15 protein-coding genes and 1 riboswitch are annotated in these 15,758 nt (G+C 45.5%); all 15 genes read right to left on the bottom strand.

All coding sequences use genetic code 11. The features are described 5' to 3' along the window. Positions 1-29: 29 nt before the first annotated feature. The 15 genes from sirC to NYE53_RS08410 all read right to left on the bottom strand — a co-directional run bounded on the left by sirC (position 30) and on the right by NYE53_RS08410 (position 15,645). A complete protein-coding gene (sirC, locus tag NYE53_RS08480; RefSeq protein ID WP_339248167.1) occupies positions 30-518 on the bottom strand; it encodes a precorrin-2 dehydrogenase in 489 nt (162 codons plus the stop codon). Next, positions 499-1,284: a sirohydrochlorin chelatase gene (sirB, locus tag NYE53_RS08475; RefSeq protein ID WP_339248165.1), complete on the bottom strand. Its 786-nt coding sequence runs from the start codon at positions 1,282-1,284 to the stop codon at positions 499-501. The genes sirC and sirB overlap by 20 nt, the downstream gene beginning before the upstream one ends. Positions 1,285-1,286: 2 nt before the next feature. Then, a complete protein-coding gene (cobA, locus tag NYE53_RS08470; RefSeq protein ID WP_339248163.1) occupies positions 1,287-2,060 on the bottom strand; it encodes a uroporphyrinogen-III C-methyltransferase in 774 nt (257 codons plus the stop codon). A 98-nt stretch (positions 2,061-2,158) separates the two neighbouring features. Next, entirely contained in the window at positions 2,159-2,752 is a 594-nt protein-coding gene (gene cysC / locus NYE53_RS08465; protein WP_015252120.1) for an adenylyl-sulfate kinase, read from the bottom strand. Between the two features lie 12 nt (positions 2,753-2,764). Beyond that, a complete protein-coding gene (gene sat / locus NYE53_RS08460; RefSeq protein ID WP_339248161.1) occupies positions 2,765-3,913 on the bottom strand; it encodes a sulfate adenylyltransferase in 1,149 nt (382 codons plus the stop codon). 48 nt (positions 3,914-3,961) lie between these two features. After that, positions 3,962-5,026: a sulfate permease gene (cysP, locus tag NYE53_RS08455; protein ID WP_029317784.1), complete on the bottom strand. Its 1,065-nt coding sequence runs from the start codon at positions 5,024-5,026 to the stop codon at positions 3,962-3,964. 11 nt (positions 5,027-5,037) lie between these two features. Then, complete coding sequence (locus NYE53_RS08450) at positions 5,038-5,739, bottom strand: phosphoadenylyl-sulfate reductase (protein WP_003221498.1); 702 nt, start codon at positions 5,737-5,739, stop codon at positions 5,038-5,040. Positions 5,740-5,900: 161 nt separating this feature from the next. Next, positions 5,901-6,006, bottom strand: a riboswitch (SAM riboswitch). A gap of 144 nt (positions 6,007-6,150) precedes the next feature. Beyond that, positions 6,151-6,783: an orotate phosphoribosyltransferase gene (gene pyrE, locus NYE53_RS08445; RefSeq protein WP_015715860.1), complete on the bottom strand. Its 633-nt coding sequence runs from the start codon at positions 6,781-6,783 to the stop codon at positions 6,151-6,153. Further along, positions 6,780-7,499 (bottom strand): orotidine-5'-phosphate decarboxylase, encoded by a 720-nt coding sequence (pyrF, locus tag NYE53_RS08440; RefSeq protein ID WP_047182588.1) that lies wholly within the window; start codon positions 7,497-7,499, stop codon positions 6,780-6,782. The genes pyrE and pyrF overlap by 4 nt, the downstream gene beginning before the upstream one ends. Continuing rightward, positions 7,468-8,403, bottom strand: a complete 936-nt coding sequence (locus NYE53_RS08435) for a dihydroorotate dehydrogenase (protein WP_339248157.1) — start codon at positions 8,401-8,403, stop codon at positions 7,468-7,470. The genes pyrF and NYE53_RS08435 overlap by 32 nt, the downstream gene beginning before the upstream one ends. Further along, a complete protein-coding gene (pyrK, locus tag NYE53_RS08430; protein ID WP_339248154.1) occupies positions 8,403-9,173 on the bottom strand; it encodes a dihydroorotate oxidase B electron transfer subunit in 771 nt (256 codons plus the stop codon). The genes NYE53_RS08435 and pyrK overlap by 1 nt, the downstream gene beginning before the upstream one ends. After that, positions 9,170-12,385, bottom strand: coding sequence for a carbamoyl-phosphate synthase (glutamine-hydrolyzing) large subunit (gene carB / locus NYE53_RS08425; RefSeq protein ID WP_339248151.1), 3,216 nt, complete (start codon positions 12,383-12,385; stop codon positions 9,170-9,172). Before carB ends, pyrK begins: the two co-directional genes overlap by 4 nt. Continuing rightward, complete coding sequence (locus NYE53_RS08420; protein WP_339248148.1) at positions 12,370-13,464, bottom strand: carbamoyl phosphate synthase small subunit; 1,095 nt, start codon at positions 13,462-13,464, stop codon at positions 12,370-12,372. Before NYE53_RS08420 ends, carB begins: the two co-directional genes overlap by 16 nt. Continuing rightward, complete coding sequence (locus NYE53_RS08415) at positions 13,461-14,747, bottom strand: dihydroorotase (protein ID WP_339248145.1); 1,287 nt, start codon at positions 14,745-14,747, stop codon at positions 13,461-13,463. Before NYE53_RS08415 ends, NYE53_RS08420 begins: the two co-directional genes overlap by 4 nt. Then, positions 14,731-15,645, bottom strand: coding sequence for an aspartate carbamoyltransferase catalytic subunit (locus NYE53_RS08410; RefSeq protein ID WP_213419705.1), 915 nt, complete (start codon positions 15,643-15,645; stop codon positions 14,731-14,733). Before NYE53_RS08410 ends, NYE53_RS08415 begins: the two co-directional genes overlap by 17 nt. Positions 15,646-15,758 lie beyond the last annotated feature (113 nt).

Below are 15,758 nucleotides of genomic sequence, written 5' to 3'. Positions count from 1 at the left end.
GAAAAGCCAGAGCATACAAATGCTCTGGCTTATTTCTTTCTCCTCACCTGATAAAGCCTGTTCACTTCAGCAACAAAATCGCCGTCAATCAGCTTATCCACGTTTTCAGCAAGCTCTTTCGTGTGCTTTGGACTGGCTCCGCTTGTAGAAACAGACACAGTGACATGCCCTCTTTTTACGATTTTCGGCATATATACATTGCCAAGCTCAGCGTCACTGACACAATTGACAAGCTGAAAAGGCGAAGCGGATTGGGCAATTTCTTTGTTCACTGCCGCATTATCCGTCGCAGCAATAATTAAGAAAGCATTGAGATAATCTTCTTTTGCAATTGTCCGTTTTTCCCATTTGATACGTCGCTCTTCTGCCATTTGCTTGATTTCCGGTTCAACATCTGGACTGACGAGCGTTATATCAGCTCCCTCAGAAATCACCGTTTTCAGCCTTCTGAGAGCGATGCTGCCGCCCCCCGCAATGACAACCTTCTTCTTTTCCAGGCTAATGTGCAGCGGAAGCATATGAACCTCCATCAAAATCAAATTGTCCCTCAGAATTTGCCGCAGTTTCTCTCACACGGTTCAAAAATGCGTTTTTCACATGAGGATGAAAACCGATATAGGAAGAGAGGTAGACGTTCGGATTATGGGCTTTTAATTTCTGAACCTCTCGTTCGATTTCATTCATCAGCATACCCGTAAAGAGCAAATATGGAACGATAAAGGTTGTTATGCCGTCATCTTTTTCAAGTTCTGAAAAAACCTCTTTGTAATTCGGGCCGCATGCTGTCAAAAAGCACGGAATGACTTCCTTCACTGGAACCATTTCCTGAAGAAGATTAGCAATTCCGGTTACGTCTCTTTTGACATCTGGATCTGAACTTCCCCTTCCGATGAGTACCACTCTGGCATTTTCATATGGAACACCTATGTCTTTCATTCGGTGATATACAGCCTTGACTACTTCTTCGTCAATCCCGATCGGCTTTCCGTATGAAATGCGGACTGACGGATATCGGGATGCAGCACGGGCAATTTCTTCCGGAATATCATGTTTTGCATGCGCAGCTGTTAAAAGAAGCAGAGGCACCACTGCGATATGAGTGGCGCCTTGCTTCACACATGCTTCAAATCCTGTCTCAATTGTCGGCTCCTGAAGCTCTAAAAAGCTGATTTCTTGTACTGGCACAGAGATGTGGGCCTTGCATCCTTCCAAAAAGGCTGTGGCTTCTTGCTGCGCTTTTTTGACCCGGCTGCCGTGGCCGACATATAAAATTGCTTGTTTCATTTTTACAACGCCTCGCTTAAACTTTGTTTTTTCAGTTCAGATTCAAACCATTCCAGCTTATAGTGATAATTTACAACATTTCCAATGACAATTAAACTCGGATTTGTAATGTTTTCTTTTATCACCGTTTCTGAAAGAGTGTCAACTGTACAAAAAACAGATTTTTGCTTGTCCGTTGTTCCCCAATGAATAAAGGCTGCCGGCGTAGAACCGTCCCGGCCGTTTTCAAGGAGTTTTCTTTCAATCTGCTGCACGTTTTTGATACCCATATAGATGACAAGTGTATCAATTCCTGTAGCCAGCGCTTTCCACTTTTCCTCAAAATCTTCTTCTTTTTTATAGTGACCCGTTACAAAAGCGACATTAGAGCCCGCCTCCCGATGAGTAACAGGAATTCCGGCATAAGCGGCTGCCGCGATTCCAGACGTAATGCCGGGGATGATTTCAAACGGAATTCCATTTTCAGAGAGACATTCCGCTTCTTCTCCCCCCCTGCCGAACACAAAAGGGTCTCCGCCTTTCAGCCTGACAACGGTTTTCCCTTTTTGCGCATACTTTACAAGAAATCGATTGATGGTTTCCTGCTTCATCGTATGAAAATCCGGAAGCTTCCCGCAGTAGATCAGGTCTGCTTGCTCTTTGGCATATTGTAAAATCTCTTTATTTACTAATCTGTCATATAAGATGACATCAGCTTTTTCAATGGCTTTCAGCGCTTTAATTGTCAGCAGATCAGGGTCACCGGGACCCGCTCCTACAATATATACTTTCCCCATCGTATTTCCCCCGATCTATTCGAGTTCTTCCAGAAGATTCGCTGTGATGATGTTCTCGCTTGCATTCCGGCATCTGAGAAGAACGCAGCAGATCATATTCAGCTCAATTTTTGTTTAACAAACTCGATCAGCTGATTTTTACACGCTTCACGGTCATGCTGTCCTGAATCAAGAACGAGCTCTGGAGCTTCCGGTTCTTCATAAGGAGAATCAATTCCTGTAAAGAACGGAATCTCGCCGTTTCTTGCTTTTTTGTAAAGCCCTTTCGGATCTCTTTGTTCACAAATATCAAGGTCGCATTTAATGTAGACTTCATTAAATTCGCCCGCTTCCACAAGCTCGCGAACCTGTTGCCTGTCCTCGCGGAAAGGAGAGATAAAAGCAGTAATCACAATGGTTCCCTGCTGAACAAAAAGCTTCGCCACCTCTCCGATCCGGCGGATGTTTTCTTTTCGGTCTTCATCAGAAAAACCAAGATCCTTATTTAGGCCGTGACGGATATTATCCCCGTCAAGCACAATCACTTGGTAGCCTTGCTCAAACAATTCTCTCGCAGCGGCGTTGGCAATCGTTGATTTGCCTGAGCCGCTTAACCCTGTCAGCCAGAGAATGGAGCTTTTATGCTTGTTTTTTTGCTGGTACTCTTCTTTTGTGATAGAGGCTTCATGCCATACAATATCGCGATTTGTCACTGCCAGTCCTCCTTAAGATACGCCTACTTCTTCTTTTTTCTTCATCCCTTTGATTAACACTTCTACGACTTCTTTTCGACTGAATTCAGCAGGCGGCAGCACACCTTCTCTCAGCATACCTCTTACCTTAGTGCCTGATAAAATGACGTGGTGCTCTCTGCCATGAGGGCATGTTTTCGCTGTTCCCATATTTCCGCATTTTTTACAGAAGAAGCTGTGCTCAAATTTCAGCGGTGTAATTCCGAGTTCTTCAGGTTTAAATGTGTCAAACAGTTCCTGTGCTTCGTATGTTCCGTAATAGTCGCCTACACCTGCATGATCACGGCCGACGATGAAATGTGTGCAGCCGTAGTTCTTTCTGACAAGCGCGTGGAAAATTGCTTCTCTCGGGCCTGCATAACGCATCGCCGCTAAAAAGACACCAAGGAAAACGCGATCTTTCGGGTAATAATGATCAAGAAGCACTTGGTAGCTTTCCATCCGTACATCAGCTGGAATGTCATCAGATTTTGTTTCACCTACTAACGGATTCAAGAACAAGCCGTCTACTGTTTCAAGAGCCGTTTTTTGAATGTATTCATGTGCTCTGTGAACAGGGTTTCTTGTTTGGAAACCGACAATGGTTTCCCAGCCTTTTTCCGCAAACTGGCGTCTCGTTTCTGACGGTTCAAATGTAAATTCAGGGAACTGTTTTGAAGCTTTTTTAATCAACGTAATCGGTCCGCCGACATATGTATTGCCGCGGCTGAACAGCTTTTTAACACCAGGATGCTCCTGTTCATCTGTTTTGTACACATTGACAGCTTCTTTTTGTTTGTCAGGCACGTACAGATCTTCGATTTGGATAACGCCGTATGTTTCTCCTTCATACGTTAACTTTACCGTTTCACCAAGTGACAGTTCCGCTGCTTTTTGCGCATCGACCGGAAGCGTGATCGGAAGAGACCAGACAACGCCGGAAGAAAGACGCATGTTTTCGACTACAGATACGTAATCTTTTTCATTAAAGAAACCTTCAATCGGGCTGTATGCACCGATACCGATCAATTCCAAATCCGCGAAAGAAATTAAATCAAGTTCAATTTCTTTTTGGATGCCGCTCACATCATATGATTCATCTACTCTGTTTACTAATGTTCCTCCGTGTGGTGTTAAGCTCATAATATCCATCTCCTCCTAGTTAACTTATAAAATTACTCAGATTAATGATCAGATTCCCCCGCCTTGTTCGTGGACTGAGCGTCTCTCTTTACGAATGGCCTTTGTCAGGCTGACGGCACCTCCCGCCGCTAAAAGCACACTTACCATGATAAAGATCGAATAATAATCCGCTTTTAAAAACAAGGATACAAGCAGATAAGAAATCGATAAAGATAAAAACGGCGATACGATCCATACCTTCAGCATCGTTTGAACAACTTGTTTATGGAACACGTTCGGCCCGTTTTTTGCCATGCCTATTCCGATAATAGACGATGACGTGACTTGCGCCAAGGGCACCGGCATCCCAAATACAGAACTGATGATCACCAGTCCCGCTCCTGTACCGGATAAGAGAATGCCTTCTCCTTTGGAGAATCTTGTAATTTTCTTCCCGTTTGTTTCTAGCACACGCCGGCCTAATAACAGTGCGCCAAGAGCAACAAAAGCTCCTCCATACAAGGTTCCTTTTCCGACATCAAGCACACCGGCAGCTACTAACGGGCCAACAGCATTCGCCACGTTATTCATGCCTGCAGAGAATGCTTCGAAAAATCCGGCAACTAACAAAACAATACCGAGGATTTTTTGCTTTTTAGAAGATTTTACTTCAATCTTAAAATAACGAAACAGCTTAGATACGAAATAGGTGAAGCCGAAAGCGAACAGCGGGACAAAAACCCAAAATGACACAATGATCAGAAGATTGTTCACAAACAATACTTTATAAGCCACTCCCACGCCGACAACCGCGCCGACTGTTACTTCACTTGTCGACAAAGGAATGCCGAGCAGATTAGCAGTAAAGAGCGACAGGGCAGCAGCTCCAATAATGATGCAAACAATCGTCAGTGTAATCGTCTGCTCAGGAATAATGCCGGAGCTGATTGTTTTTACAACCTCGCCTCCGCCAATGACCGCCCCGGCAAAGACACCGACTGCGCATAGGATCAAAGCGTAGGTTTTCTTTTTGATGGCTCCGGAGCCGTAAGCAACCCCCATCGAAGCTGCAGCGCCGCTTGCACCAATATTCATCGCGAAAAACAAGCTAAATAAAATAGCGGCTAATTCCATTTTGCAGCTCCTTATTCATGCAGTCCGCATTCTGTTTTCGCCATACCATTCCATCTGCCTGAGCGCAAATCCTCTGCTGTAAAAGCGGGAGCAGTGCAAGGCGCACAGCCAATACTTGGATATCCTTGGTCATGAAGCGGATTGTAGTCCAGTTCATTCCGGGATGTGTATCTCCAAATGTCTTTCCAAGTCCAATGGATAAGCGGGCAAACTTTTACTGACTTGAATTTTTCATCTTTGTTTAAGAAATTCGTATTGGCACGGCTTGGCCCTTGATCACGGCGCAGGCCGGAAAGCCAGGCTGGATGTCCTGAAAGCGCCTCTCTTAAAGGAACGACCTTTCTAAGATAGCAACACTGATTCGGCTCTCTTTCCCACAGTTTGTCACCATGTTCTTCGGCTTGTTCCTCAAGGGTGAGGTCTGGTTTTTTCAGGATGATATTAAGACCCGGATAACGCTCTTTCACTCGTTCAATTGTTTCATAGGTTTCTTTAAAATGAAGTCCTGTATCAAGAAACACAATCTCTGCGTCTTTTTTCACTTTATAAATTAAGTCAATCAGAACGATTCCCTCAATTCCGAAACTGCAGGCATAAACAAGCTGATTGCCGTAATGACCGTATGCCCATTTTAAAACTGACAGCGCTCCTTTATAAGGATCGTCTTCCGGAAATGTAATCGTTGGTTCTTCCCAATTATCATACGTTAACATTTCTTCTTTCCTCCTTTCGGAGACAAACAAACAGTAGCTTTCTGCCGGTTGTCTTTTCCCATGTAATGTGATTCGCGGCTGCTGATATACAGACAGCCTTTTTACCTCTTAAAATAAAAAACTTTCAATCCGGCGGAAAGAAAGACAGGAACAGCATGCAGCCCTTATCTTTCAAAATGGAATTCATTTTGCTGGAAGTAGCACCTTACAAACTATGCAGGTTGCCGGGCTTCATAGGTCCAGTCCCTCAGCCGCTCTTGATAAGTTTTTAGATTTGTAGTAAATTTTAGCACAATTCTAACATAAGTCAACCCGACTTTTTTTATAGGATTAATAAAAAAACAGGCCTCACAGCCTGTTTTCAAGTACAGCAAGGCTTTGAAGCCTCTTTACATCATTTGAATTTATTTTTTATTTTTTAAACCAATCTTTTGACTCGGGATTTCGTTTCCATGTTTGCAGCTTTTTTAGATCATCTGAATGAATATTTCCGTTTTCAAGTGCGACCTCTGTGAGCGTATCATAATCAGTTAATGAGTAGTATGGCAGTTCTGCCTTTGCGAAGGCTTCCTCCGCTTTTGGAAGTCCGTACGTAAAGATTGAGACGACACCAAGCACTTCACAGCCGGCCGCTTGTAGAGCTGCACAAGCTTCAAGCACGCTGCCTCCTGTGGAAATTAAGTCTTCAATGACGACTGTTTTTTGCCCTTCTTGCACAGCTCCCTCAATCTGATTGCCTTTTCCGTGCGCCTTCGGCTTGCTCCTCACATAACACATCGGAAGATTCAAACGGTCAGCCGCAAGAGCAGCATGAGGAATACCGGCAGTTGCTGTTCCCGCAATCATTTCAGCTTCAGGAAAATGCTCTTTGACAAGCTTGCTGATACCTGAGGCGACATCGTTTCTGACCTCTGGGAAAGATAGCGTAAGGCGGTTGTCACAGTAGATTGGTGATAAAATACCGCTTGCCCATGTGAACGGCTCGTTCGGGCGTAAAAATACAGCTTGGATGTCTAAAAGATGTTTTGCGATGATTTGTTTCAAGATTTGATTCCCTCCCATTCAAGTCTGACAGCCTTATAGGCTTTTACCGGGTCTTCCGCTTTTGTAATCGAGCGTCCTACTACAATCGCTGATGAACCTTTCTCTCTTGCAATGGCAGGCGTCGCTACGCGGACTTGGTCATTCGCAGCGTCCTCTGCCATTCTGATCCCCGGAGTGACAGTCAGAAATGAAGGCGACACCGCTTGGTAAATGGCTTTTGCTTCATGAACAGAGCAGACCACTCCATCCAGTCCGCTCTCTTCCGCCTGTTTGCTGTAGTGCACAACCGTATCAATCAGAGATTTTTCGATTAGCAGTTCATCTTTCATGATTTGTTCAGATGTGCTTGTCAGCTGGGTTACCGCGATCAGTGACGGACGTTTTTTTCCAGCCGGCGTACCTTCTTCTAAGCCTTCGAGAGCTGCCTGCATCATTTTTTTGCCCCCGGCCGCATGAACATTGACGAGGTCTACTCCAAGACTGGCAAGGCGCTTCATCGCTTTGTTTACAGTAGTCGGGATGTCATGAAGCTTTAGATCTAAAAACAGCTCGCAGTTTCTTTCTTTTAATTGTTTCACGATCGATGGCCCTTCTTGATAAAAAAGCTCCATTCCAACCTTTACAAATAACGGTTCTTGCTGAAAAGGCGCTAAGAACGCGAGTGTTTCTTCAGCTGATGCAAAATCAAGCGCGATGATAGGCAGGTTGTTTTTCATGATTCCAGCTCCTTCCGATGCATTCTTCAATTGATTGATAGCCGTATTGGCGCAAAACAGATGGGAGCTGTTCAATAATCTCTGGACATGCAAAAGGATTCACAAAGTTTACTGTTCCGACAGCGACTGCGCTTGCTCCCGCGAGAAGAAATTCCAGGGCATCTTCAGCCGTTTGCACGCCTCCCATTCCAATAATCGGGATGTTGACCATCTGGCTGACTTCATACACCATGCGAATGGCAACCGGCTTCACAGCAGGGCCTGAAAGTCCCCCTGTTTTATTCGCTAATATCGGTTTGCCGGTTTTTAAATCGAGTCTCATGCCGATTAGTGTGTTGATCATCGTAAGACCGTCCGCTCCCGCTTCCTCGATCGCTAATGCAATTTCTGTGATATTGGCCACGTTCGGGGAAAGCTTCACATAAACGGGTACATCCGAAACCTCTTTCACCGCTTTTGTCAAATCGGCAGCCATTTCAGGATTCGTGCCAAAAGCGATTCCGCCTGTTTTCACATTCGGGCAGGAAATATTCAATTCAAGAGCATGGACATTAGGCGCTTTGCTGATATGCTCTGCGACTTCAACATAATCCTCGACTTGAGAACCTGCGACATTGGCAATGATCGGTGTATCAAACTGCTCAAGCCACGGCAGCTCATTATGCAACACGCTATCCAGCCCCGGATTTTGGAGACCGATCGCATTGAGCATTCCAGCACCAGTCTCAGCTACCCTCGGCGTCGGATTCCCAAAGCGCGGCTCCTTTGTCGTAGCCTTAATCATGATGGCTCCAAGACAAGACAAATCATAAAAACGTGAAAATTCTTTTCCAAAACCGAAGCAGCCTGATGCAGGAATGATTGGGTTTTTCAAATTAAGTCCCGGCAATTTCACCTCTAGCATTACAGCGCCACCTCCTGAGCTTTAAATACAGGCCCGTCGAGACATACTTTTACATAGGATGTCTCACTTTCGTTTGTATGGCACACACACGCGAAGCATGCGCCGATTCCGCAGCCCATTCGTTCCTCCATGGACAGATATACTTCTTTATGGGCATATTCCTGTTTTAACGCCTTGAGCATCGGTGTCGGCCCGCAGCTGAGGAGGATATCAAACTCTAGATTTTTCCGTTTAATCACATCTGTGACAAATCCGGTTTCCCCGTAGCTTCCGTCAGCTGTTGCCACATACGTGTCTCCGTACTGCCGGCATTCTTCCTCGTAAAAAACATCCTTTGCCGATTGGAATCCTAAAACGTGGATGACATTTACCCCTTTTTCAATCAAGCGTTTCGACAGCTCTTGGAGAGGCGGCACACCTACTCCGCCTCCTACCAGCAAAGCCGTCTTTCCGGGTTGAACTTCATTAACAGGAAAGCCATTTCCCAAAGGCCCGAGGACATCCACAAGTTCTCCCTGCTGCTTCAGTGACAAGAGTCTTGTCCCTTCCCCATCTACCCGATAAATGATGGTGACTTCATTTTTTTCAAAGTTGACGTCTGCGATGCTGATTGGTCTTCTCAAAAGAGGCGTAACCGCTTCGCTCACTTTAATATGAAGGAACTGTCCAGGGATTGTAAACCCTTGGACAAGCTCCCCTTTCAGAACCATTTGATACACCCGGTCTGCAATTTGCTGGTTAGAACATACTGTCAAATACGCTTTTTTCATATAGTGACTGCCGCCTCCTGATTTGTGTTGACTGCCGGCATTTGATCAGCACGGAATGTCATGCTTTCCAGCACTCGCAATATCGCCTCTGCCGTATCTAAAGATGTTAGGCAGGCAACACCATTTTCTACTGATTCACGTCTGATTCTAAAACCGTCTCTTGCCGGCTGCTTTCCTTTTGTCAGCGTATTGATGACAAACTGCGCTTCTCCGTTTCTGATGACGTCAAGCAGGTTCGGGCCATCCTGACCGATTTTTCCGACGACCTTCGCTGGAATGGAAGCTTCTTTCAAGTAGCCTGCCGTTCCTTCCGTCGCTAAAATGTTGTAGCCGATCGCGTGGAACCGCTTAGCAATGGCAAGCCCTTCTTCTTTGTCCTTATCAGCTACTGTTAAAAGCACGGAACCGTAGTTCGGGATTTGAATACCTGAAGCAATCAAGGCTTTGTAGAGCGCCTTTTCAAGTGTCGAATCTTTCCCCATGACTTCACCTGTTGATTTCATTTCAGGCCCTAACGTAATATCCACTCTTCTCAGCTTGGCGAAGGAGAAGACCGGCGCTTTTACAAATACACCTTGCTGTTCAGGCTGAAGGCCCTCTGTATAGCCAAACGCAGCCAGCTTTTGACCAAGAATGATTTTTGTTGCGAGATTTGCCATTGGGATACCCGTAATTTTGCTTAAGAACGGTACGGTTCTGCTTGATCTCGGATTCACTTCGAGCACGTACACCTCGCCTTGCGACAAGACGAATTGAATATTGAGCAAACCGACAATATTCAGCCCTTTAGCAAGCGCGATCGTGTATTGTTCAATTTTTTTCTTAATGTCCTCTGTGAGAGACTGAGGCGGATAAACAGCGATTGAGTCTCCGGAGTGAACGCCCGCACGTTCAATGTGCTCCATAATTCCCGGAATGACGACTGTTTCACCATCCGATACTGCATCGACTTCAATTTCTTTTCCTGTCAAGTATCTGTCAATTAATACAGGGTGCTGTGGATTGATTTTAACTGCGTTTTTCATGTAATGAAGCAGCTCTTCTTCATGATACACAATCTCCATCGCCCGGCCGCCAAGTACATAGGAAGGGCGTACCAATACCGGGTAACCGATATCATTTGCGATGCTTACCGCCTGATCAACTGATGTCGCTGTTTTGCCAAGCGGCTGAGGAACACCAAGTTCTCCAAGCGCTTGTTCAAATTTATCCCGGTCTTCTGCACGGTCTAAATCTTCTAATGAAGTTCCAAGGATTTTCACTCCGCGTGCAGAAAGCTCGTCAGCAAGGTTAATCGCAGTTTGTCCGCCGAACTGTACGACAACTCCCATTGGCTGTTCGAGGTCAATGATGTGCATAACATCTTCAATCGTAAGCGGTTCAAAATACAGCTTGTCTGAGATGCTGAAGTCTGTTGAAACGGTTTCCGGGTTGTTGTTGACAATAATGGCTTCATAGCCTGCTTGTTTAATTGCCCATACAGAGTGAACCGTCGCATAGTCGAACTCGACACCCTGACCGATTCGAATCGGACCCGAACCAAGCACCATCACACTTTTCTTATCTGTAACGACAGATTCATTTTCTTCTTCATATGTGCTATAGAAGTATGGCGTTTCTGACTCAAATTCCGCGGCACACGTATCTACCATTTTGAATACCGGCGCAATCCCCGCTTGTTTTCTCAAGCTGTAAAGCTCGGATTCTTTCATTTTCCACTCGCGGCTAATGTACTGATCAGAGAAGCCGAGTTCTTTTGCCCGTCTCAGCACATCTGTATCGCCCGCATTCGCCTTCAATTCTTTTTCAAACTGTACGATTCCGAACAGCTTATGCAAGAAGAAGACATCGATAGCGGAAAATTCATGGAGGTCTTCTACCGTGTAGCCTCTTCTGTACGCTTCAGCTAAGTAGAATAAGCGTTCATCCCCGGCCTTTTTAATTCGCTTTTCAAGAAGCTCATCTGAAATGTCAGCGGCGTCCTTCAATTCAAGATGATACACATCCGCTTCCAGTGATCTCACTGCCTTCAGCAATGACTCTTCAAGCGTGCGGCCGATTGCCATGACCTCACCTGTCGCTTTCATTTGCGTGCCAAGCTTTCTGTTTGCTGATTCAAACTTATCAAACGGCCAGCGCGGAATTTTGGATACGACATAGTCAAGAGCAGGTTCAAATGCTGCATATGTTTTACCTGTCACCGGGTTCATCATTTCATCTAATGAAAGGCCGACTGCAATTTTAGCAGCGAGCTTTGCTATCGGGTATCCCGTTGCTTTTGATGCAAGGGCAGATGAACGGCTGACACGCGGATTTACTTCAATAATGTAATATTGGAAGCTGTCTGGATCTAAGGCAAGCTGGACGTTACATCCGCCTTCGATGCCAAGCGCGCGAATCAGTTTTAACGAAACATTCCGCAAAAGCTGATATTCCCGATCGCTGAGCGTTTGGCTCGGCGCGACAACAATACTGTCTCCAGTATGGATTCCAACCGGATCAATGTTTTCCATGTTACAAACGACAATGGCGTGATCCTGGCTGTCTCTCATGACTTCATACTCGATTTCTTTATAGCCGGCGATGCTTTTTTCAAGCAGACATTGGTGTACCGGGCTTAATTTCAAGCCGTTCTCAACGATTTCTTTTAACTCTGTCTCATTCGAGCAGATGCCTCCGCCTGTTCCGCCTAATGTATATGCCGGGCGGACAATGACAGGGAATCCAATTTGACTGACGAATTTTTCTGCTTCTTCAAGGGAGTGGATAATCTCACTTTCAGGCACCGGTTCGTTCAGTTCATTCATTAATGTTCTGAACAAGTCACGGTCTTCAGCTTGCTGAATCGCAGACAGTTTTGTGCCAAGCACTTCGACGCCGCATTCTGCCAGAACACCTCTTTCAGAAAGCTCAACCGCAAGATTCAAACCGGTTTGGCCTCCGAGTGTAGGAAGAATGGCATCTGGGCGCTCTTTTCTGATGATTCGTGTCAGGAATTCAGGTGTGAGCGGTTCGATATAAACCCGGTCAGCCATTTCTGTATCTGTCATGATCGTGGCAGGGTTTGAGTTGACAAGGATGACTTCATAGCCTTCTTCTTTCAAAGCAAGACAGGCTTGTGTTCCCGCATAGTCAAATTCTGCTGCTTGACCGATGATGATCGGTCCAGATCCGATTACTAAAATTTTGTTAATGTCTACGCGTTTTGGCATACCGCTTCCCCTTCTTTCTCTGTTGTTTCGATCATTTCGATGAATCTGTCAAATAGATGGTTGGCATCCTCAGGACCAGGTGAGGCTTCGGGATGATATTGAACCGTAAATGCCGGCAATGTTTTATGCTTCAGCCCTTCAATCGTATCGTCGTTAATTGCGATATGCGTCACTTCCAGTTCTGTTTTACTGATAGACGAAACTGTATATCCATGGTTTTGAGATGTTAAGGCAACTTTTCCTGTAGCCAGCTCTTTTACCGGGTGGTTTGAGCCCCTGTGGCCGAATTTCATTTTTTCGGTATTCGCCCCGCACGCCAGCGCGAATAATTGGTGGCCAAGACATATTCCGAATAATGGCACTTTTCCAAGAACACCTTTAATCATTTCAATCGCTTCAGGCACATCCTTTGGGTCTCCAGGTCCGTTAGAAAGCATGATACCGTCCGGTTTCAGCTGAAGCACCTCTTCCGCTGTAATGTTGTAAGGCACAACGATGACGTCACATTTCCGTTTGTTCAGCTCTCTTAGAATCCCGTGTTTCATGCCGAAGTCAACCAAGACGATGCGTTTGCCTCTTCCCGGGCTCGGATATGCTGTTTTTGCTGATACTTGGGATACTTGATTTCTTGGCAATTCCGTTTCGTTCAGTCTTTTCAGCACTGCTTCGATATCTTCATCAGATGAAGCGAATGTTCCTTTTAGCGCGCCTGCCGTGCGGATCATTCTTGTCAGCTTCCTTGTATCAAGCCCCTGGAGTCCGGGAATGTTTTTCATTTTTAAATACTCGTCTAAGGTGTATGCTGAACGCCAGTTGGAAGGCAGCTCACATAATTCTTTGATGATCAGCCCTTTCACAAAAGGGGTAATGGATTCAAAATCATCACGGTTAATGCCGTAATTTCCGATAAGCGGGTATGTTAATGTTACGATCTGTCCGCAGTAAGAAGGATCAGATAAAATTTCCTGATAGCCTGTCATCCCAGTATTAAAAACGACTTCTCCCATGTTGTGTTCTAAGCTTCCGAAGGCTTCTCCCTCGAATACCGCTCCGTTTTCCAGTACTAATCGTCTCTTCATTTGACAAGTCTCCCCTCTTCATAAGCAAGCTTCCCTGCCGCAATTGTAGCGACCGGCCAGCCGGTGCAGCTGATGCCGTTGAATGGTGTATTTTTTCCTTTTGATAAAAATGTCTCTTTGTCTATAACTGCTTCTTTTTCTAAATCGATTAACGTAATGTCCGCAGCATGCCCCGTTTGTAATGTTCCAAATGGGAGACCGAATGCTTCGCATGGCTTGATTGTCATATAGTCAATCAGCTGCTTCAGGGACCAGCTGCCATTTTTGACAAAGTGTGTGTAAAGAAGCGGGAATGCTGTTTCTAAGCCGACAATTCCGAATGGCGCCTGTTTCATTTCTGTGTTCTTCTCTTCTTCCGTATGCGGTGCATGGTCTGTTGCGATAAAATCAATTGTTCCGTCTAAAAGACCTTCAATTAAAGCAGCTCTGTCTTCTGGGCTGCGGAGCGGAGGATTCATTTTATAGTTTGTGTCCAGCCCCGGGATGTCCTCATCACAAAGCAGCAAATGATGCGGCGACACTTCTGCTGTCACTCTGATTCCCGCTTTTTTCGCATCACGTACAACTCTGACAGATTCTTTCGTGCTGATATGGCATACATGATAATGGCAGTTTGCCGCCTCAGCCAGCAGCACATCGCGGGCAATATGAACCGATTCACAAACAGAAGGAATGCCGTTTAGCCCGTTCGCTTTGGAGAATGTCCCCTCATGTACGCTTCCTCCGTAAATTAAGGAGTTGTCCTCGCAATGTGCAACAATCGCTTTGTCAATTGCGGCTGCCCGTTTCATCGCTTCATACATCATTCCTGCTGTCTGTATACCAACGCCGTCATCTGTAAAAGCAAATGCCCCGGCTTCTTTTAACGCTTCAAAGTTTGTCATTTCATCGCCGATTTGTCTGATCGTAATGGATGCATATGGAAGAACTCTGACGCATGATGTTTCTTTAATTCTGTTTTGCACCCATTCCATCTGCTCCTTTGTATCAGGAACCGGCCGCGTATTCGGCATTGCTGCTACTGTAGTATAGCCGCCGCGTGCCGCTGCTTTTGCCCCGGTTTCAATAGTTTCTTTTTTCTCTCCGCCCGGCTCTCTGAAATGCACGTGGAGATCAACAAACCCAGGTGAAACGAGCAAACCTTTTGCATCAATTACCGTTTCATTATCCGTTGCATCAAGCTTGCCGATTGCGGTGATGGTTTCTCCAGTCACTCGGATATCCGCTTGTGTTTTTTCACCATTTTCGTTTAGTATCCAGCCGTTTTTAATGAGATATGACATACGCTGCTTCTCCTCTTTTCACATTGGTTTGTAAGGCACGCTGTATCACTGCCATTCTGATAAATACGCCATTTTGCATTTGCTTGAAGATTCTTGATTTTTCGCTTTCTACTAAGCTGTCATCAATCTCCACTCCTCTGTTTACCGGAGCAGGATGCATGATGATCGCATGCCGCTTCATACGCTCAGCCCGTTCTACGGTCAAGCCGTATTTGTTTAAATAGCCTTCATGGCTGACAGCTGACTGATGTCGTTCATTTTGAATGCGCAGCAGCATGACAACATCGGAAGACTCAACTGCTTCATCCATTGAGACATACGTGCCGAATGTATTTTCTTCATCCTGCCATTCCGAAGGGCCGGAAAATAGGACCCGGGCCCCTAATCTTGTCAACACTTCCGCATTTGACCTTGCCACTCTGCTATGCTTGATGTCGCCGTGAATGGAGACGGTAAGCCCTTTGAACGTATTGAACTCTTCATAAATCGTCATTAAATCAAGCAGTGATTGTGTTGGATGCTGGCCGCATCCGTCTCCCGCATTCAGAATCGGAATGTTCACCTGGCTGACAAGCTCTTCATAATACTCATCCTCACTGTGCCTGATGACGCACACGTCCACACCGATTGATTCGAGCGTCCGGATCGTGTCATATAAGGTTTCGCCTTTTTGCACGCTTGTGCTTGTTCCATCAAGGTTTAGTACATTCATGCCCAGCTTTTTTTCTGCGACCTCAAAGCTGAACCGCGTTCTCGTGCTCGGTTCGAAAAACAGGTTTGCGGCAAACTTTCCTGTAAGCTGATTGTCTGTTTTTCCGCTTTTGAGATCTTGTGCTGTTTGAAGCAAATCTTTGATTTCATCAGCTCTGAGTTCACTCATCGTCGTTAAATGCTTCATGTTCTTTCCCCTCTCTTTTCAACTTAAGGCTGAAAAAAACCCCGGTCTAAGATAGACTCGGGGTATGGTTAAATAGAGGGCAGCATTGAAGCTTCCTTCTCTTCATAACCCTT

Source organism: Bacillus sp. FSL R5-0523 (assembly GCF_037975295.1).
GTDB classification, from domain to species: Bacteria; Bacillota; Bacilli; order Bacillales; family Bacillaceae; genus Bacillus; species Bacillus subtilis.
The sequence above is the reverse complement of the archived record's forward strand: the minus strand, read 5'-3'. Positions and strand labels throughout refer to the sequence as shown.

Bases quoted from the DNA above. Each gene is read 5' to 3' on its own strand.
- sirC (WP_339248167.1), bottom strand. From the start codon at position 518: ATGCTTCCGCTGCACATTAGCCTGGAAAAGAAGAAGGTTGTCATTGCG.
- sirB (WP_339248165.1), bottom strand. From the start codon at position 1,284: ATGAAACAAGCAATTTTATATGTCGGCCACGGCAGCCGGGTCAAAAAA.
- cobA (WP_339248163.1), bottom strand. From the start codon at position 2,060: ATGGGGAAAGTATATATTGTAGGAGCGGGTCCCGGTGACCCTGATCTG.
- sat (WP_339248161.1), bottom strand. From the start codon at position 3,913: ATGAGCTTAACACCACACGGAGGAACATTAGTAAACAGAGTAGATGAA.
- cysP (WP_029317784.1), bottom strand. From the start codon at position 5,026: ATGGAATTAGCCGCTATTTTATTTAGCTTGTTTTTCGCGATGAATATT.
- NYE53_RS08450 (WP_003221498.1), bottom strand. From the start codon at position 5,739: ATGTTAACGTATGATAATTGGGAAGAACCAACGATTACATTTCCGGAA.
- pyrF (WP_047182588.1), bottom strand. From the start codon at position 7,499: ATGAAAAACAACCTGCCTATCATCGCGCTTGATTTTGCATCAGCTGAA.
- NYE53_RS08435 (WP_339248157.1), bottom strand. From the start codon at position 8,403: ATGCTAGAGGTGAAATTGCCGGGACTTAATTTGAAAAACCCAATCATT.
- pyrK (WP_339248154.1), bottom strand. From the start codon at position 9,173: ATGAAAAAAGCGTATTTGACAGTATGTTCTAACCAGCAAATTGCAGAC.
- carB (WP_339248151.1), bottom strand. From the start codon at position 12,385: ATGCCAAAACGCGTAGACATTAACAAAATTTTAGTAATCGGATCTGGA.
- NYE53_RS08420 (WP_339248148.1), bottom strand. From the start codon at position 13,464: ATGAAGAGACGATTAGTACTGGAAAACGGAGCGGTATTCGAGGGAGAA.
- NYE53_RS08415 (WP_339248145.1), bottom strand. From the start codon at position 14,747: ATGTCATATCTCATTAAAAACGGCTGGATACTAAACGAAAATGGTGAA.
- NYE53_RS08410 (WP_213419705.1), bottom strand. From the start codon at position 15,645: ATGAAGCATTTAACGACGATGAGTGAACTCAGAGCTGATGAAATCAAA.